General features: G+C 64.0%; 14 protein-coding genes. 3 read left to right on the top strand and 11 right to left on the bottom strand.

Features of this window, described 5'->3' with window-relative positions; genetic code table 11:
• Positions 1-119 precede the first annotated feature (119 nt).
• Positions 120-2,909, top strand: a complete 2,790-nt coding sequence (locus AC27E8_RS01820) for a transglycosylase domain-containing protein (RefSeq protein WP_487111322.1) — start codon at positions 120-122, stop codon at positions 2,907-2,909.
• Positions 2,910-2,922: 13 nt separating this feature from the next.
• On the opposite strand, the gene AC27E8_RS01815 is transcribed toward AC27E8_RS01820, so the two are convergent.
• Positions 2,923-5,253: an endonuclease MutS2 gene (locus AC27E8_RS01815; RefSeq protein WP_487099517.1), complete on the bottom strand. Its 2,331-nt coding sequence runs from the start codon at positions 5,251-5,253 to the stop codon at positions 2,923-2,925.
• A 100-nt stretch (positions 5,254-5,353) separates the two neighbouring features.
• Between AC27E8_RS01815 and AC27E8_RS01810 the strand changes: the two genes are divergently transcribed.
• The gene (locus tag AC27E8_RS01810) at positions 5,354-5,704 is read left to right on the top strand and encodes a phage holin family protein (protein ID WP_014464994.1); all 351 of its coding nucleotides are present in this window, start codon (positions 5,354-5,356) and stop codon (positions 5,702-5,704) included.
• 48 nt (positions 5,705-5,752) lie between these two features.
• On the opposite strand, the gene AC27E8_RS01805 is transcribed toward AC27E8_RS01810, so the two are convergent.
• The 4 genes from AC27E8_RS01805 to pheS all read right to left on the bottom strand — a co-directional run bounded on the left by AC27E8_RS01805 (position 5,753) and on the right by pheS (position 10,125).
• The gene (locus AC27E8_RS01805; RefSeq protein WP_487099518.1) at positions 5,753-6,301 is read right to left on the bottom strand and encodes a CvpA family protein; all 549 of its coding nucleotides are present in this window, start codon (positions 6,299-6,301) and stop codon (positions 5,753-5,755) included.
• On the bottom strand, positions 6,298-6,585 hold the full coding sequence (locus AC27E8_RS01800; RefSeq protein ID WP_014464996.1) for a cell division protein ZapA: 288 nt from the start codon (positions 6,583-6,585) through the stop codon (positions 6,298-6,300). The genes AC27E8_RS01805 and AC27E8_RS01800 overlap by 4 nt, the downstream gene beginning before the upstream one ends.
• Before the next feature lie 104 nt (positions 6,586-6,689).
• Positions 6,690-9,101 (bottom strand): phenylalanine--tRNA ligase subunit beta, encoded by a 2,412-nt coding sequence (pheT, locus tag AC27E8_RS01795; protein ID WP_487099519.1) that lies wholly within the window; start codon positions 9,099-9,101, stop codon positions 6,690-6,692.
• A gap of 25 nt (positions 9,102-9,126) precedes the next feature.
• On the bottom strand, positions 9,127-10,125 hold the full coding sequence (pheS, locus tag AC27E8_RS01790) for a phenylalanine--tRNA ligase subunit alpha (protein ID WP_487099582.1): 999 nt from the start codon (positions 10,123-10,125) through the stop codon (positions 9,127-9,129).
• A gap of 240 nt (positions 10,126-10,365) precedes the next feature.
• Here pheS and AC27E8_RS01785 point away from each other — a divergent pair, with 240 nt between their 5' ends.
• Positions 10,366-10,500, top strand: a complete 135-nt coding sequence (locus tag AC27E8_RS01785) for a hypothetical protein (protein WP_008337629.1) — start codon at positions 10,366-10,368, stop codon at positions 10,498-10,500.
• 48 nt (positions 10,501-10,548) lie between these two features.
• On the opposite strand, the gene purK is transcribed toward AC27E8_RS01785, so the two are convergent.
• From purK to AC27E8_RS01755, 6 genes are all read right to left on the bottom strand, one after another.
• On the bottom strand, positions 10,549-11,733 hold the full coding sequence (purK, locus tag AC27E8_RS01780; RefSeq protein ID WP_487099520.1) for a 5-(carboxyamino)imidazole ribonucleotide synthase: 1,185 nt from the start codon (positions 11,731-11,733) through the stop codon (positions 10,549-10,551).
• Entirely contained in the window at positions 11,708-12,217 is a 510-nt protein-coding gene (gene purE / locus AC27E8_RS01775; RefSeq protein ID WP_487099521.1) for a 5-(carboxyamino)imidazole ribonucleotide mutase, read from the bottom strand. The genes purK and purE overlap by 26 nt, the downstream gene beginning before the upstream one ends.
• Positions 12,218-12,242: 25 nt before the next feature.
• Positions 12,243-13,310 (bottom strand): class I fructose-bisphosphate aldolase, encoded by a 1,068-nt coding sequence (locus AC27E8_RS01770; protein ID WP_487099522.1) that lies wholly within the window; start codon positions 13,308-13,310, stop codon positions 12,243-12,245.
• A 47-nt stretch (positions 13,311-13,357) separates the two neighbouring features.
• Positions 13,358-14,317, bottom strand: a complete 960-nt coding sequence (pfkA, locus tag AC27E8_RS01765) for a 6-phosphofructokinase (protein ID WP_041695846.1) — start codon at positions 14,315-14,317, stop codon at positions 13,358-13,360.
• 92 nt (positions 14,318-14,409) lie between these two features.
• A complete protein-coding gene (ppc, locus tag AC27E8_RS01760; RefSeq protein WP_487099523.1) occupies positions 14,410-17,130 on the bottom strand; it encodes a phosphoenolpyruvate carboxylase in 2,721 nt (906 codons plus the stop codon).
• A 122-nt stretch (positions 17,131-17,252) separates the two neighbouring features.
• A complete protein-coding gene (locus AC27E8_RS01755; protein ID WP_487099524.1) occupies positions 17,253-19,019 on the bottom strand; it encodes a methyl-accepting chemotaxis protein in 1,767 nt (588 codons plus the stop codon).
• Positions 19,020-19,066: the final 47 nt, after the last annotated feature.

The following is a 19,066-nucleotide window of genomic DNA, read 5'->3' as shown; positions in this document are numbered from 1 at the left end:
CTGCGCACATGCTAACGATACACAGACGCGGCCAGAGCGCCGTTCCCGGCGCGAACGACCAAGCATCATGTCTAAATTTGTCGTGTGATATAATCGTGCCACAAAGGAGGGCGATGGGTGTGCACGGCAAGAATCGCCGTCCTACGGACCGCGCCGAAAAGCCACCAGCGCAAGCGCGCTCCAAGCGCAGACATCCGGTTGTGCGCCACACGGTAAGGGCTGTCATGCTCGCCGTCGGCAGCGCGTGCGGCTTCGGTGTGGCCTTCGGCGTCGGGTACGTGGCGTCCATGCTTCGCGGACTGCCGAAAGTGAGCGCCGCGACGTTTACCAACAACAGCGCAGCTTCGGTGGTGTACGACGACGAGGGGCGCGTCATTGGCCAGTTTGCCGGCGACGGCGACCGCCAGCCCATCGCGTCCCTCCATCAAGTTTCGCCCTACCTCGTGCAGGCCTTTGTCGCTGCCGAGGACAAGACATTTTTCACCAATATCGGCGTCAATCCCCTGGCCATGGGACGCGCCTTCTTTCAGGATCTGCTTGGTCACCGCATCGAGTCGGGCGCGAGCACCATCACGCAACAAACCGTCAAGCTCGCGGTTTTCCCGGAACAGGAGCGGACCCTGAAGCGAAAAATTCAGGAAATCGCGCTGGCACTTGAAGTTTCCCACGTCCTCAGCAAAGACGAGATCCTGACAGACTACATGAATTGGGTCTACATGGGGCGCATGGGCACCGATACGGTGTACGGGGTCAAGCGCGCATCCGAGATCCTGTTCGGCAAGGAGCCAGATCAGCTCACCCTAGCACAGGCCGCTCTGCTGGCGGCTTTGCCCAACAACCCGTCCTACTTCTCGCCCTACCAGTTCCCGCAGCACGCGCTGATGCGGCAGCACTACATCCTGGACCAAATGTTGGCCAATCACATGATCTCCAAAGCGGAGTATGACGCGGCGTATCGAGAGAACGTGCTGAAAACGCTCAAGCCTCCGCCGATGAGCGGCCTTCCGGCGCATCCGTACCTGCTCCTGGACGAGATCAAGCCGCTCGTGATCCAGGATCTCGTGCGCGCAGGCATTTACGACAACGCCCAGGAGGCGGAGTCGGCGCTTCCAGTGGCGGGGCTCAAGATCTACACCACCATCGATTTGCCGATGCAGGAGGACGTCGAGCGCGTTCTGAGCAACAACCAGCTCTTCGCGGGCACGGACAAGACTTATCGGCTGCCAAACGGCAAGACCGCTACGGATCTGTACGAGGCGGGCTTTGCCATCGTGGACAATCACACCGGCGCGATTCTCGCGGTGGGCGGCGGACGCGATTATCTCCGCGACGCCATCGATCACGCCGATCTTCCGCGGCAGCCGGGATCGTCCATCAAGCCGCTTCTCGACTACGGCCCGGCCATCGATACTGGGCTTATCACAGCCGCGTCCGAAATGTACGACGCACCCACACGCTTTCCCGGCGCAGCCGGCCAGCCGCCGTACGAGCCCCACGACGACGAACCCGGCTTCGCAGGGCTCATGACGGCGCGCGTGGCGCTGTACGAGTCGAGGAACGTGCCGGCCATCGACGTGCTCTCTGTGCTCACACCGCAGGTAGGATTCTCCTATCTCAGCAAGATGGGCCTCGGCCCCGGAGCTACCACCTGGCTCGGCCAGCCCACGGTCGTCGCCGACGACGAGCATCACCTAGCCGCGGCCATCGGCGGACTGGACAACGGCGTGACCGTCCTGCAGATGACGAGCGCGTACTCGACGTTCGCGAATCAAGGCGTGTGGCATCAGAGTTATCTGATTCGGCAGATCACGGACGGATCGGGCCGTGTCCTGTACCAGGTGGATCCGGCCACGCATCAGGTGTTCACGCCGCAGACGGCGTACATCCTCACGAACATGCTGCACGACGTCGTGTACCATCCCGGAGGCACCGCGACGGCCGTCGGCGCGCGCTTCCCGGGCCAGTTCATCTCCGGCAAGACGGGCACCACCGATTCCTTGGGAGACGGCTGGTTCATCGGTTACACGCAGGATTACACAGCGGGCATCTGGATGGGATACAACAACCACGAGCCCATCGATCCGGCCAATTACAACCTGAAGTTCACGCTCTGGAGCGACATCATGGCGCCCATCCTCGCGGCCCATCCAGCCAGAAAACCGTGGCCCGTTCCGCCAGGCATCGTCTTCCGCACCGTGTCGTCGACCAGCGGCCTGCTGCCGACCCCACTGTCGAGAGCCTTCGGCGGCACAGAGACGGATCCCTTCGTGCAAGGGACCGAGCCCACGTCATACGACGATGTCGCGGTGGAAGCCAAGTACACCGTGGTGGGCGGAAAAAAGGTGCTGGCGACCACGCGCACGCCGGCCGCGGATATCGAGGTGGGTACGTTCATGAAGCTGCCCACGTCCCGAATCGTGGACTGGGCGCATAAAATCCCAAATGGCGTGACCGCGGATACGCCCTATCTCCTCCCATCAGCGCTCGATCCGCGGGGCGGCACGCCGCTCGACGCCGGCACGGCGCCGGACATGTTCAGCCCTTCCCAACTCCAGCCTCCCACGGGCCTATTCGGGTACTTCGACGGCGCGGAGGTATGGCTCGGTTGGAACAGCGTTCCCGGCGCGACCCAGTATGCCATCTACCGCTCGACGGGCGTGGACAAGCCGTACCAGAAGATTGGCACGAGCGCGTCGACGAGCTTCGAGGATTCGACGCCGCCTCAAGGCGCGTCGGTGGTGTATTACGAGGTCATCGCCGAGTCCAATCTGTCCCTGTCTCCTCCGTCTCGGGCCATTGCAGTTTTTCTCCTGCCGCCGGGCGAGATGGGCGGGAATCAGAGCGCCAACGACCCTGGTACAGTCCGTGGATCGAACCCGCCCGACACAGGGTCCAACGAGTTGCCGTGATGCGGTACACCCGTCACGTTCGCACGTGGACGACGGTCGCGCCATCGCCACCCTCGCCTGGCCCGGCGGGCTCGCTCGATTTCACGTGAGGATGATTGCGCAGGTACCGGCGGATGGCGGTGCGTAGCGCACCCGTGCCCTTGCCGTGGATGATGACGACGCGCGAGATGCCGGCGACCACGGCGTCGTCCAGATACTTGTCGATCCGGCTGATGGCGTCGTCCACGGTCTCGCCGCGCACGTCGAGTTCCATCCGCACGTCTTTGGCGCCACCAAGCCGCGTCACCGAAGGGGTGGCCGCTTGCTGCGCATCGCCCACCACTTCCAGGTCGCTGGCATCGACTTTCATCCGCATGGCGCCCAATTGCACCACCGCCGCTCGGCCATCCTGCGCCACCTCGACCACGTCGCCCTTTTGCCCCAACGACAACACGCGCACCCGCTGACCAGGGCGCACCTCGGCCCGCATTCGCCGCCGCGCTGGAGTGCGCTTCTCCCCCGGCTCCGCGGCCTCCAATCGCTTCCTCAACTCGACCAGCTCGTGGTCCTTGACGGCGGCTCTATCGCGCAAGCTCCGAATCTCCCGGATGACGGCATCCGCCTCCCGCCGGGCCCGCTCGATGACCTCGCGCGCTTCGCGCGCGGCCTGTTCCCGCATCGAGTCTTTCGAAGCCTCCCACGCCGCCTTCTGACGCGCGAGATCGGCCGCTTGGTCGCGAGCCTCCCGGAGCGCCCGCTCGGCTTCGTCCTTCATCCGCTCCGCTTCCCGGCTAGCGGCCTCGAGCTTGCCGATGAGGTCTTCCACGTGGATGTCGGATTCCGCCACGTGCGATCTCGCCCGCTCGAGGATCTCCTTCGGCATCCCCAGCCGTTCCGCAATGGCAAGCGCGTTCGAACGGCCCGGCACGCCCATCAGCAGTCGGTACGTCGGCCGAAGCGTCTCCACGTCAAATTCCATGCTCGCGTTTTCGGCCGCCGGATTGCGGAAGGCGTAGCCCTTGAGTTCCGCGTAGTGCGTCGTGGCCACGACGCGGGCGCCGACCGACGTGAGGTGATCCAAGATGGCGATGGCGAGTGCAGAACCTTCGGCCGGATCGGTTCCCGCCCCGAGCTCGTCCAACAGCACGAGGCTGTCTGGCGTCACGCGCTCGAGCATGTCGATAATCCGCCGCATGTGGGACGAAAACGTGGACAGATTCTGCTCAATGCTCTGCTCGTCCCCGATGTCGACGAACACGTGCCGGCAGAAGCCAATGTCGCTCTCCCGCTTGGTCGGCAAAAACAGCCCCGACATGCCCATCAGCGTGAGAAGACCGATGGTCTTCAACGTGACCGTCTTCCCGCCCGTGTTCGGCCCCGTGATGATGAGCAGTCGGAACCGATCCCCGAGCTCGACGTCGATGGGCACAGCGTCTCGATGAAGCTTGGGATGCCGAGCGCCGTCAAGCCGCCATACGCCTTCCGTCAGCCGCGGCCGCTTTCCGTCGACACGCCGCGCATAGGCCGCCTTCGCGAAGACAAAGTCCACTTCAGCGGCTACGTCGAGCGTGCGCAAGAAGTCGTCCGCCACCTGCGCCACAGCCGCCGCCAACTGGTACAGGAGCCGCTCGACCTCGCGCTCCTCGAGCACCTCGAGCTCGCGCACCCGCTCACTCAATTCCACAATGGCGCGCGGCTCGATGAACACGGTCGATCCCGACGAGGACACGTCGCGCACGATCCCGGGTATCTGGCTCTTGTGCTCGACGCGCACCGGCAGACAATAATGTTCACCTCGCATCGCAATGACCGGCTCCTGCAGATATTTGGCCTGTGTGCGGAGCAACCGATCGAGCGCGGCGCGGATCTCCGCCTCGCGGCGCCGCTTCTCGTCGCGCAAGCGGAGAAGCGTCGGGCTCGCGTGATCCACCACCTGACCATCCTCGTCCACCACTTGCCGGATTTCCTGCTCGGTTCTGCGCAGATCCGCCATCGGCGCGACGGTGCTCGCCAAAAGGGGAAACTCGCCACCTTCGGCCGCTCGCTCCACGAACTGCCGCATCGCCCGCATTCCAGCAATGCATCGGGCGAGTCGATTCGCTTCGTCAGCCGACAGGGTCCCTCCGCGTTGAGCACGCTTGACCACTTCGGCCAGCGATTCAATTCCCGCAAACGGGGGCGCCCCGACGCGATACAGCATGCGCACCGCCTCGTCCAGACGGGCGAGCTCCGCTTCCGCGTCGGCGCGCACGGCAAAGGGCTCCATGGCGCGCGCCCGCGCCTGCCCAAGCGAGGTCTGCGCACACTTGGCGATCTCGTCGCGCACAGCTTCGTACTCCAACGCGTCCAGCGCGCGTTCGTCCATGTCCCGCACTCCTATACACTCGAATCCAAAATTCCCATTGATCTTACCACATAGGGTGGCGTCTCCCGAACGATGCTATAGCTCAGAAGGGGGGATATCCATGAACGTGCTTGGCCACGTCGTCCGTTTCATTGTGTCCGCTCTCGTGCTCCTGTTCGTCGGCCACATCGTGCCTGGATTCCGAGTGATGGGATTTTGGCACGCGATTCTCGCCGCCATCGTCATCACGTTGCTCGGCATGGCGATGGAGGCCATCTTCGGCCGCCGCATCTCGCCCTACGGCCGCGGCATCATCGGGTTCATCTGCGGCGCGGTCGTCATTTATGTCGCGCAGCTCATCGTCCCCGGCATGCACGCGAGCATCCTCGGCGCCCTGCTGGCATCGCTCGTCATCGGCATCATCGATTTGTTCGTGCCGACGAGCCTGCGCGGCAGTCGCCACGAGGAGTAAAGGTCGGATCGACGGCGTCGGGCGCAGGTCCTGTTGCCTGCGCCCGCATCATGCGTTCGTCTTCTCTTTTCCAGGCAAGACACGCGCGAGCCACGCCGCCACCGATCGATCCAAAGCGCGGTTGTCGAACGCGCGGCAAATGGCGGATCTCGCCACTTGTCGTTCCATCGCGGGGGTTCTCACGTACGGCAACACCAGCGCGATCACATAGACAAACACGGCCGACAGGAGCAAACCCGCGAGGAGACCCGCCATCCGATTCAACGCCGAAAGCACCGGCAAGCTGAACAGCGCATCGACAAGCCCCGCCGCATACCGCAACATGAGGAACACGACCAGAAACACGACGGCAAACGAAATAGCGCCCGACAGGTTGCCTAATACGAATGAAGCGAGCGGAGACGGCGCCGCGCCAGAAGGAAGGCCCAGGTGGGCGATGGCGGGGGCGACGTACGGCCGCGCCCAATACGACACCAGGTACGCGATGACGCCGCCGAAAAGCCGCATCACCTGTCGAACGAAGCCGAGGCGATACCCATTCACCGCGCCAAGCAAGAGAACCGCCGCCAGGGCGACATCGAGCGCGTCCCACGTCACGATGACGAACGGCCTCCCGTCTGCTCTTCGAGCAGCGCCAACAGCTCCTTGTAATCCTTCCGCAACTGGTAAAGCTCGTCAGCCAAATTGAGGGCGGCCAGCACCGCGATTCGCCGCTCATCCATGTAGGAGGCCGTCGCGGCAATCTCATTCATCGTCCGATCCACCATTTTAGCCACTTCCTGGATTCTCTCCTCCGGACTCGTCCCGCGCACCGTGTATTCGACGCCATGGATGACCACCTTCACGCGATTGACCTTTGCGCCTTCTTGGTTGTTGTCCATCCATGTCCCGCCTTTCCGTCATGGCAGCGCAAGAACGGCCGCCGGAATCCTTTCGTACAACATTTCTCGCCGAGATCCCAATCTCCTGCTTTTGACCGGCACGGTTAGGCGCGAAGCTTCGCGCCGAAAGCGTCCTCCCAAGCTCGGAGCACCGCCTCCACCGCTTCGTCGATCTCGGCGTCCGTCAATGTGCGCTCATCGCGCTGGAACCAGAGCGCGATGGCCAGGCTTTTGTACCCTTCCGGCACGCCCGCACCCGTGTACACGTCGAACACGCGGACCAGCCGCAGATCACCGCGCTCGCGAAGCGTCCGCCACGCCGCATCGATCAGTGCCTGCGACTCGAGTTCCCGCGGCACCACGACGGCGAGGTCTCGGCGGCTTGCAGGATGGCGCGGGATGGGCAGCACACGCACGTCCGAAGAGGCGAGCGAGAACAGGCGGCCAAGATCAAACTCCGCGTACACAGCGCGCTCGACTTCGTAGGCTTCGCCGACGTCGGGATGCAGTTCCCCGACGAGCCCGACGGGCTCGCCGTTCACTTCGATGGACGCCTGACGGCCTGGATGGAGATACCCATGCTGACTGACCCGATACGCGGCCTGAATCCCAAGGCGCGCCAGAAGTGCGTCGCAGACGCCCTTGGCGTCGTAGAAGTCGTAGCGGCGCGGGCGCTCGAAGGGATCGCCTTCCGTCTCGCCGAACCACAGCATGCCGAGGACAGCGCGCTCTTCCGGCAACACCTCCTGGGGCCAGGAGGCCGCCAGGAACACCTTCCCGACCTCAAAGATGGCGCCACCCGGAACTTGATGCGCCAGATTGTGCCGCGCCACCTCCGCGAGGCTTGGCAACAGGTGACGGCGCAAGGTGCGGCGATCGTCGGACATGGGCCGCAGGAGCGATACCGGGGCGCCGCTCGGCGAGACGGGTGCTTCGGCCTCGGGCGATGTGAGCGCGTACGTCCGCACCTCGCAAAGCCCCCAGTCGACGAGCGCACGCCTCACCTTGCGCACGAGCATGAGGTGGCCGGACGACTCCGGCGCTTCCACCGGCAGTCGCATGGACGTGGCGGGGATATGGTCGTACCCGTAGAGCCGAGCCACTTCCTCGTACAAATCGGCCGGCATCTGCACGTCCGGGCGCCGCGACGGCACCTCCACGCGCCACTCGTTTTCTCCTTCCGCAACGCCAAAGCCGAGGGCCTCGAAGCACGCGCGCATCTCTTGCTCGGGCACATCCACGCCGAGGAACTGAGCGCACAGATGCGGGGAGAAGGAGATGATGGTCGGCTTCAGCACGTCGGTTTGCGCCTTGACGCGGCGCGGCGCGCCGACGGGGTGCGATCCCGCCAGTTCAACGAGAAGCTCGGTCGCCCGGTGCAACGCGCTCGAGACGGCGGCCGGATCGACACCCTTTTCAAAGCGCTGCTGCGCCTCCGAGCGAAGCGAGAGGGCCTGGCCCGTTCTCCGGATGGAGGCGCCGTCAAAACGGGCGGATTCGAGCGCAATGCGCCGCGTCGAGGGGCCGATTTCACTATTTTCGCCGCCCATCACGCCCGCGAGCCCAATGGCCTTCTCCGGATCGGCAATCACGATCATATCCGACGTCAACACGCGCTCCTGGCCGTCGAGCGTCACGAGGCGCTCGCCGTCCCGTGCTTGCCGAACGACGATGGTCCCGTGCGCAATGGCGTCAGCGTCAAAGGCGTGCAGAGGCTGGCCCCATTCCAGCATCACGTAGTTCGTCACATCGACGACGAGATCGATGGAGCGGACGCCCATGGCCAAAAGCCGCATCTTCATCCAAAGCGGCGTCTCCCGGATATCGGCGCCGTCGAGAAGTTGAGCCTCGTATCGCGGGCACCGGGGCGTCTCGAGGCGCACTTGGAGCGGAGATTCGCCGTCAGCTTCCGGCGCCGCAACCGATGCGGGGAACCGATGCGGCCGCCGCAGGATGGCGGAAAGCTCGTGCACCAGGCCCCGGATGGACAGGCAATCGCTCCGGTTGGGCGTGAGGTCGAGATCCAGCACCACGTCGTCCAGGTGAAGATGCGGGATCACGTCCTCGCCGAGCGGCAGGTCCTCCGGAAGGACGAACAGCCCCTCCACGTCCCGTTTGGGCAGGTACCGCGTCTCGATGCCGAGCTCGTCCGCCGAACACAGCATGCCGTGCGAGGACACGCCGCGAAACTCGGCAATCCGGATCTCCACGCCGCCCGGCAGCTTCGCCCCTGGCAGTGCCACAGGCACCACGAGCCCCGGCGCGGCATTGGGCGCCCCGCAGACAATTTCGAGTTGTGGACCGCCCACGTCCACCTGACAGACCTTGAGCCGATCCGCCTGGGGATGCGGCCGCACATCGAGGATCTTGCCGATCACGACGCCCTCCACGCCGCGATTCAAGGAATCGACCGCGTCCACGGCCAGGCCCGCGCTCGTCAGGCGATCCGCGAGGTCAGCTGGCGATAAGCCCGCGAGATCGAGATATTCGGCCAGCCACTTGTACGATGCTCTCACATTGCCACTCCCTTATCGGCACGCGTCAGGCGTGACGGAACTGTCGTAAGAAACGCAGGTCGTTCTGGTACAGCATGCGGATGTCGGAAATGCCGTACCGCAGCATGGCGATGCGCTCGGCACCGAGGCCAAAGGCGAAACCGGTGTAGCGCGCGCTGTCGTACCCCGACATGTCGAGCACCCGCGGGTGCACCATGCCTGCGCCGAGAATTTCAATCCACCCGGTCCCCTTGCACATCCGGCATCCTTCGCCTCCACACGAGACGCAGACGAGATCGACCTCGCAGCTTGGCTCGGTGAACGGGAAGTAGCTCGGGCGCAGGCGAACGCGTTGGGACGGGCCAAACAGCGCTTTGGCGAACGCCTCGAGTGTGCCCTTCAGATCGGACATGCGGATGCCCTCGTCCACGACGAGACCCTCGATCTGCGTGAACTGGTGCGAATGCGTCGCATCGTCCTCGTCGCGGCGATAGACGCGGCCCGGCACGATGACGCGAATGGGCGTCCGCCCCCACATGCGTTCCATGGTCCGAACTTGCATGGGAGACGTGTGCGTCCGAAGCAGCCATTCCTCCGTCAGATAAAACGTGTCCTGCATGTCGCGCGCCGGGTGATCTTTCGGAATGTTGAGCAGTTCAAAGTTGTAGTGGTCGGTCTCGACCTCGGGACCCTCGACGACGGAGAATCCGAGGCTCGTGAAGATGTCCTCGATCTCGTCGATCACGCGGGAAATGGGGTGCATCGCGCCGAGCGGCACGACTCGCCCCGGCAGGGTGACGTCGATCCGTTCGCGCTCGAGTCGCAGGGCCTTCTCCTTGGCTTCCACTTCGGCCTGCCGGGCGCGCCACGCCTGTTCGAGCTCCTGGCGCACGCGATTCAGCGCTTCACCGAGCGCGCGCCGTTCCTCGGGCGCAAGGCTCCCCATCGCTTTCGACATCTGGCCAAGCGCGCTCTTCTTGCCAAGGACCTCCACCCGCCAGTCGCTCAGCGCCTTCGAGTCCGAAGCCAGCGCCAGAGACGCCATGGCCTGCTCGCGGATGGCCCCCAACTGATGTGTCCAAGTGTCGCTCAACCCGTCATCCTCCTCACGCCGCTCATCGAGCCGCCTGACCTCACAACACAAAGAAGCAACTCGCCTGTGCGACGAATTGCTCCGCGCCATCTGGGTGAACGCCGTGGTGATTTTTTCTACCCAGCCATATCGTAACATTGACCGGCCGCCCGCCTTGGGGCAGCCGCCAACGTTCAAAGGAGGCGCATGCGCATGTACGGGATCTTCGGCGGTTACACGCAGTGGGCAGTAGTGTTTCTGATCATCTTCGTGCTCTTCTTCCTGCTCGTTCCCGCTTACGGCGCCGTGGCAACCACCACCAGCACGGCTCCGGCTGTCGTGTATTGAGGCTCATCCGGCCGCCAAGGGAAGCGCACCCGCTCCCCTTGGCGCTCCTCACACGTCGGCCCACACGCCGGACGACTCGACCCACTGAAGCGCCCGCGCCACCTCATCCACCACGATATTCACGTGGCCCATTTTCCGATCCCGCTTCGCCTCCGCCTTGCCGTACAGATGCACCTTCACATAGGACGGAAGGTCGCTCATCTGCGCGAGCAGAGGTTCCACATGTTGGCCGAGAACGTTGACCATCACCACCGGCGAATACAGGGTCACGTCTCCGAGCGGGAGGTTACATATCGCGCGGACATGCTGCTCAAACTGACTCGTCGCGCACGCATCGAGCGTGTAGTGACCCGAGTTGTGCGGGCGAGGCGCGAGTTCGTTAATGAGGATCTCCCCGCCCTGAGCCACGAACATCTCCACTGCAATCAGGCCAACGACGCCGAGCGCCTCCGCCACCTGCCGAGCGACGTCCTCCGCGCGCGCGATCACGTCCTTCGGATACCGGGCCGGAACGATGGACATGTGCAGGATATGCCGCTTGTGAATGTTCTCGGCCGGCGGAAAGGCCCGAACCTCGCCGCGCCGGTTGCGCGCAACAATGACGGACAGCTCGCCCTCGAACGGCACATACGCCTCCGCGATCAGCGGCTGGTCGTCAAAACCCGCGGCTCGGTGGTGGTCGATGGCCTGAGCCCAGTCCCGCGCGTACCTCTCCAGGTCTTCTCGCGACCGGACCATCCACTGGCCCTTGCCGTCGTACCCGCCCCGACACGTTTTGACCACCATCCGCCCGCCGAATCGCTCGAACGCCCCGTCGAGATCGCCCATCGAAGAAATGGGCGCAAAGGGCGTGACCGGAAGGCCGTGCTGCGCAAGGGTCGATTTTTCTCGCACGCGGTGCTGACAAATCGCCAACAGCTCGCTGCCCTGCGGCACGTCGCAGGTCTCCGCCAGCGCGGCGGCGACTGCGGCGCTCACGTTTTCAAACTCGTACGTGACGAGATGGCACTGCGATGCGAGCCTCCGCGCGGCGTCCACGTCGTCGTACGCCGCCACCACCTGACCGTCCGCGACCTGGGCCGCGGGCGCGTCCGGCGTGGGATCCAACACGCGAAAGCGGTACCCCATGTGCCGCCCGGCGAGGGCCATCATGCGGCCCAGCTGTCCTCCGCCGAGAATGCCGATGGTGGCTGGCGGCAGGACGGCGTCAGCGAGTTTCGGTCGCTTCGGCACCCGGATCGCCCCCCTGAAGCACCTGATCTCGGATGGACTGCTGCCGCGCTTCCAATCGAGCGGCGATCTCGGCATCCGTCACCGCGAGAATGCGCGCCGCCATGAGCCCCGCGTTGATGGCCCCTGCGCGGCCGATGGCCATGGTGGCCACCGGCACGCCACCGGGCATCTGCACGATGGACAGGAGAGAGTCGAGGCCGCCGAGCGCCGACGTCTGCACAGGCACGCCGATGACGGGCAACGTCGTCTTGGACGCCACCATGCCGGGCAAGTGAGCGGCGCCACCCGCTCCGGCGATGATGACCTGAATGCCGCGCTCTCGCGCGGAAGCCGCATACTCGAACATGAAATCCGGCGTCCTGTGCGCCGAGACCACCTTGCGCTCGTGCGGAATCCCGAGCTCGTCCAACACGGCGCACGCGTGGCGCATCGTCTCCCAGTCGCTCTGGCTGCCCATGATCACGCCGACGCGCGGCTGCGCCATACCCATCCTCCTCGCGCTCGCTGCATCAGGCAAGGGTGACGTCCTTGCACAGATACACGTCCTGAATGAGATTCAGCAGCTTCACGCCTTCCGCCATCGGGCGCTGGAACGCCTTGCGTCCGGAAATGAGCCCCATGCCGCCCGCGCGCTTGTTGATGACGGCCGTGCGCACGGCCTCGGCGAAGTCGTTTTCCCCCGAGGCGCCGCCGGAGCTGATGAGGCCAATCTTGCCCATGTAGCCGTTCGCCACCTGATAGCGCGCGAGATCGATGGGATGGTCGCTCGTGAGTTCCGTGTACACGCGCTTGTCGATCTTGCCGTAGCTCGACTGGCCCATATTCAGCGCCTGATAGCCACCGTTCACCTCGGGAAGCTTCTGCTTCACAATGTCCGCTTCGATGGTCACGCCCAGGTGGTTGGCCTGGCCCGTCAGGTCAGCCGCCGTGTGATAATCGACGCCGTCTTTGACAAACGCGGGATTGCGGAGATAACACCAGAGCACCGTGAACATGCCCAGCTCGTGCGCCAGCTGGAACGCCTCGCTGACCTCCTGGATCTGGCGCGTCGACTCGGGCGAGCCGAAGTAAATGGTGGCCCCCACGCCCGCGGCGCCGAGATTCCACGCCTGCTTGACCGACGCAAACATGATCTGATCGTACTTGTTCGGATAGGTCAGCAGCTCGTTGTGATTGAGTTTAACAATATAAGGAATTTTATGGGCGTATTTGCGGCTGGTCAAGCCCAGCACGCCGAGCGTGGACGCCACGGCGTTACAACCGCCCTCAATGGCGAGCTTGACGATGTTTTCCGGATCGAAGTAGTCCGGATTCTTGGCAAACGAGGCGCCCGCCGAATGTTCGATGCCCTGATCCACCGGCAGAATGGACACGTAGCCCGTGCCGGCGAGCCGCCCGGAGGAGAGCAACCACTGCAAGGAACGAAGGACCTGATTGTTGCGGTTCGAATACAGGAACACGTCGTCCACCACGGTCGGCGACGGCGGTGTCAGCCGCTCCTTCGGAATCGTCTTGCACTCGTGATTCAATAGATAGTCCGCTTCAGCGCCCAGATACTCGCGAATTTTTTCAATCACGCAATCGACCCCCTGGCGTTGGTTGGATGCCCATTGGGCCATCCCGCTTAGTTAGATAGAATCTCGGCCAGCTCGCAAAGCTCCTGCGCAGGCTGGCGCACGGACGCGAACACCTCGTCAAACGGCACCGCCACGAGCGCCCCGTTCTGCGTGGCGGCCATGACCGCGGTCTCGCCTTTGAGGAGGAGTTCGACTGCGAAAGCGCCCAAGCGGCTTGCAAGGACGCGATCCGACGCGGACGGCGCGCCACCCCGCTGCACGTGCCCGAGCACAGTCACGCGCGTGTCAAACCCGGTCTTTTCCTCGATATAATGGCCGACGTCCACGGCGCGCGCCGCGCCTTCCGCGACCACGATAATGGAGTGTTTCTTGCCCCGGGCCACACCGCGCTGCAGCTTCGCCACCACATCCTCGAGGTTGAATGGAACCTCGGGAATCAGCACGCTCTCGGCGCCGCCCGCGAGCCCGGCTGCCAGCGCGATATGCCCGGCGTGCCGGCCCATGACCTCGATGACGTACGTCCGCTCGTGCGACGTGGCCGTGTCGCGAATTTTATCGATGGCCTGAATGACCGTCTGCACCGCTGTGTCGAAGCCGATGTTCGCGTCGCACGCGCCGATGTCGTTGTCGATGGTACAGGGCACGCCGACCGTCGGAATGCCCAATTCGCTCAGACGCTTGGCGCCTCGAAACGATCCGTCTCCCCCGAGAACGACGAGACCTTCGATCCCGGCCTCGACGAGCCGCTCATATCCGCGCCGCTGCCCTTCCTCGGTCATGAACTCTTTGCAACGCGCCGTAAACAGGCACGTTCCGCCGCGCTGAATGATGTCGCCGACGGATTCGATGGGCATCGGACGAAAATCTCCGTCCAACAAGCCCGCGTATCCCCTGCGAATGCCGACGACCTCCAAGCCGTGGTAGATGGCCGTGCGGACCACGGCGCGGATGGCCGCGTTCATGCCAGGCGCGTCGCCCCCGCTCGTCAAAACGCCTATCTTTTGAATGGCCAACACCCCCAACGAGGACACCTTCATGGTAGACGACGATCGCGATTTGCGCAATGAACTGCGCTCGAGTGCGGTACCGCCTCGCCCACTCAGCCGGTATTCCGCAGTCCCGCGGCGATGCCGTTAATGGTCTGGAGCGCATCGGCCAGTTCCGCCTCTCGCTCTTCGGGCGAAAGGTCATCCCTGCGCAGCTCGGCCAAGAGGCGCACCTGGAAAAATGACAGGGGATCGACGTACGGATTGCGAAGCGAAATCGAGTCCCGGATCACCGGCCTGTTGTCGAGAAGCTGCCGATAGCCCGTGATGTCGAGTACGGCTCGCTCCGTCCGCGCGTACTCCTCTTCAACCAGCGGGAAAATGGCCTCTCCCGCCGCCCCAGCCAACTGCGCATATTCCCGTGCCACGAGCATGTCCGCCTTCGCAAGCGCCATCTGCAGATTATCGACCAGCGTGCGAAAGAACGGCCACACCTCGTACATGCGCCGCAGATCGTCGAGCGCGTGGGGATCTTCCCGCATCACGGCCTCCATCGCGCTCCCGAAGCCGTACCACGCGGGCAACAGGTGGCGGCTCTGCGTCCACGAGAAGACCCATGGGATGGCCCGGAGGTCCTCGATGCGCGCCGACTGCGAGCGCCGCGACGGCCTCGACCCAATGTTCATCCTGCCAATCTCGTCAATGGGCGTCGCGCGATGGAAGTACTCGAGAAATGCGGGATGCTCGAACACCAGCTTCCGATAGGCGCGAAAGCTGATTTCCGATGCTCGGTCCATCAGCGCGAACCACCTCGGGTGGCGCTCCGCCCACTCCTCCGTGTCCTCTCGCGTCGCGCCCACCAGCACGGCCGCCGCCGACGACTCGAGCGAGCGCTCGGCGATGCCGGGATGCCCGTACCGCTGCGAGATGACCTCGCCCTGCTCCGTGATCTTCACGTGGCCTCGAAGCGCCTCCGTGGGCTGGGCGAGGATGCTCTGTTCCACGGGGCCGCCCCCTCGCCCCAGCGCGCCGCCCCGGCCGTGGAAGAACTTGATGCGCACGCCGTACGCTTCCGCCAGGCGAATGAGGTGCTTCTGGGCCATGTACAGCGACCAGTTGGCGGTGAGATACCCGCCGTCCTTGTTGCTGTCGGAATATCCGAGCATGATCTCCTGCTGCCAACCGCGCATCTCCAGGTGCCGCCGATACACGGGGTTTTCAAAGAGCGACTGCATGATGCCCGCCGCCGACTCCAGATCTTCGATGGTCTCAAACAGCGGGACGACGTTGAGGTCGCTCTTAGGCGGCGCCTTCGGCCCGTCCGGCCAGCCGAACAGACCGGACTCCTTCGCCAAGAGTAACACCTCGAGCAAATCGCTCGCGCCTTGCGTCATGGAGATGAGATAGTCCTGCACGCAGCGAGGCCCGAAGGTCTCGTGCCCTCGCCGCACGCAATCGAAAACCGCGAGCGCCTCCGTGGTGAGGTCGGAGTACACGTGATACGGATTGCGAATGGGGCGCGGCGACGCGAGGCATTCAGACAGGATGCGCACGCGCTCTTCCTCGCCGAGTGATGCGTAGTCGTCCACGAGGCCCGCCGTCTGCAAGAGTTCCGCCACCGCCTGCTCATGGACGCCGGAGTGTTGGCGAATGTCGAGCGTCACCATGTGAAAACCGAAGATGCGAAGCTGCAGCAAGAACGGGCGCAACCAGGCATCCACCATGCGCTGGCCCCGGTGATGCGCGAGCGATCTCGCCATCCGCTCCACGTCCTCCATCATTTCGTCGGGGGACGCGTAATCGGGACCGTCCACCCGTTCCCCGTGCAGTCGCTTCCGCGTGTTGGAAATTCGTTCCAACATCCGGTTGATGAGCGCGCGGTATGGCTCGTCGTTTTCGTGCCCCAGGGAAGCCAGGAGATCCTCATCCGCGCCCGCCCGGTCCACGGACACACTAAGATCGCGCCCGAGTTCTCGCAACTTTTGCTCATATTTGTTGAGGGCGAGATCGCAATGGAGGACGAGGGTCTGCCAGGTGATGTCGGACGTGACGTTCGGATTGCCGTCGCGATCGCCCCCCATCCACGAACCGAAGCGAATCAACGGCGGCAATTCGAGCAACTGACGGCCGAATTGTTCCTCGACCGCCTGTTCGAGCTTCTGATGGACGCGAGGAAGAACGTCAAACAGGATCTGGTCCAGAAAGTAGAGCCCGTTTCGGACCTCATCCAGGACGGTGATGCGCTGCTTACGGACGGATCGCGTCTGCCACAACGCGACAATCTCCGTGCGAATTCGTTCGCGGAGCACGTCGAGCTCTCTCGGCGTCTTGCGCGGATCGTCCATTTCCTCGAGGAATGCCGCGATCTTCGTGTGTTTATCGAGTACCGTGCGGCGCAGCGCCTCCGTGGGGTGCGCGGTGAGCACGAGCTCAATCCCGACTTCCTGAAGCAGCGCCTCGATGTCGTCGGCGGTCATGCCGCGATGAGCTAGCGTGCGCATGGCTTCGCGAAAGGAACCGCGCAACACCTGTTGCGAGCGGTCGTAGTCGCGGTGCCGGCGGAGTCTGTGATTCTGTTCCGCCAGGTTGACCAGCTGAAAGTAGACCGAAAACGCGTGAATCACGTCATTCCGGTGCTCGGGCTCGACGGCGGACACGGCTGCCTGCAGCGCCGCGCGCGTTTCGGGCGACGGGTCGGCGCGAAAGGCCTTGGCCGCGAGGCGAATGGATTCGACGTGATCGAAGACGCGCCGGCCGCACTGCTCGACCAGCACTTCTCCCAACAAATCCCCGAGGACGCGTATGTCCCGGTGCAAGGGTGCGTCGTTCGCCAACGAGATACCCTCCTGTCCTCTCCACTCCGAGTGTCGGTTTTCTCTATCGGTCTCCGTATCAGGTTACAACGGGGCGAAGCTTCGCGCAACGAACGCTCGTCCCAAAACTGAGAAACTTCGGCCTAGATCAGAAAACGGCCGATGAGAGATTGCAGATCCTGTGCTCGAGAACTGAGCGATGCAGCAGTGGATGCAATTTCCTGCATCGAACTCGCCTGTTGCTGAGAAGCGGCCACCACGCTCTCCGACTCGCGGGCGGCCTGTTGCGCCAGTTCCACCACCACGGCCATGTCGCTCGACATGTGATCCGCCTGGGCGACGATGGTTTTGGTGGCTTCTGCAACCTCTTCGACGCCTGATGCCACTTCCGCCATGGAGGTCCTGATTCGCGCGAACGTCCGCTTCGTCTCGTCGGCAACGGACGCGCCGGCGTCCACTTCCGCGGTGACCGCCTGAATGGATTGGGCCACCTCGTTCATGGAGCGAACGACGCGATCGACAATGCCGTGAATCTCGCGCGCCGCGTCGGCGGACGCCTTGGACAGGCTCCTGACCTCCTCGGCTACGACGGCAAACCCGCGGCCGTGATCGCCCGCGCGGGCGGCCTCGATGGCCGCGTTCAGCGCCAAGAGGTTGGTCTCGTCGGCGATGTGCATGATGGCCGCAACAATCTGCCGAACGCTTTCCGAAGCCTCCGCCGTCTTACGCATGACCTCCGCAGCATCGGCGGCGCGTTGCCGGATGGCCTCCATCTGGCGCGCCATCGCGTCCATGACCTGCGTTCCCGCCTCCGCTTCGCCATCGGTCCGCTCGGCGGTCTGATGCAGACCTTCTGCAAGGCGCGACACCTTGCCGATCTCGGCTTGCACCTGGGACACGGCGTTTGACGTGTCCTCAATCTGTTTCATCTGTTCCTCGGCGCCAGCCGCCACCTGCTCGATGGACCGCGCGATCTCGGCCGTCGCGCGCATCAGTTCGTCGGAACTCGCCGATAACTCTTCGGCGCTCGTCGCCACGTGTTCAGAAGCGCCCGCGATGGCGCCGATGAGCGCCCTGAGATTGCCGACGAGGTCGTTCCAGACGCGCGCGAGATCTTCGATCTCATCGCGTGTGCGCGCTTCGACGGGCCGGACGCGCAGGTCGCCCTGCGACACTTTGAGCGCCATCTGGCGGAGCCGCACGATGGGGCCCGATATCGTGATGGCGAGCGTCGCACTGCCGGCGAGACCTATGGCGATGGCGACCAGCGCCACGACGGTACTCCAGACAAAGGTTTGCACGAGCAGGCGATTGACGTTCTCGGCGGCCGCATTTTTGAGCGCCTGCTCGTCCTGCGTGAATTCCGACAGACTCTGGATCAAGGGCTGCAGCGTGTTGTTGGTGAACATCGCCTGCGCGTCGGACAGGCTTGTCGACGCCAGGCGGAAAGCGGTCTCATTTTGATCCAAGATCTGCTGCCACTCCGACTGGAATAGGTCGAGGATGGCCTTGTCGGTCGCATTGACCGGCTCACGCTGCAAAACGCTCAGATCCTGTTGCACGCGGGCGAGATCGTTCTGGTAATCCTGAAGGTTGAACTGCGCGTTGTCGCCATTCGGCGTGAGGAGGTAGAGCGCCGCATCGTTGTCCGCGGTCACGATGTCATCATCAAACTGCCGAATGAGGTTCAGCACCGTGTCCGCCTGCTCCAGCTTTCGAACCGACTGGTGCAGTTGGCTGACCAGGATGCCGTTCACGACGCCGAGAGCGACGAGAAGAAGAGTTACGAGGCCGGTATGGACGAGGAACTTCTGACGAATGCTGAGCGTCGGTAACAGATCCACAAACCGCTGACCGAGCTTGCGAAGGCGCGTGTCTGCGCGCGCTGGGATGTCGTCATAGGTGGACATGGCGGACCTCCAACCGAACGAATCGTCGACGCCGCCGGACCCATGCC

Source organism: Alicyclobacillus sp. CIJ1 (assembly GCF_057538885.1).
Note: the sequence above shows the minus strand (reverse complement) of the source record. Positions and strands in the feature narration are given on the sequence as shown.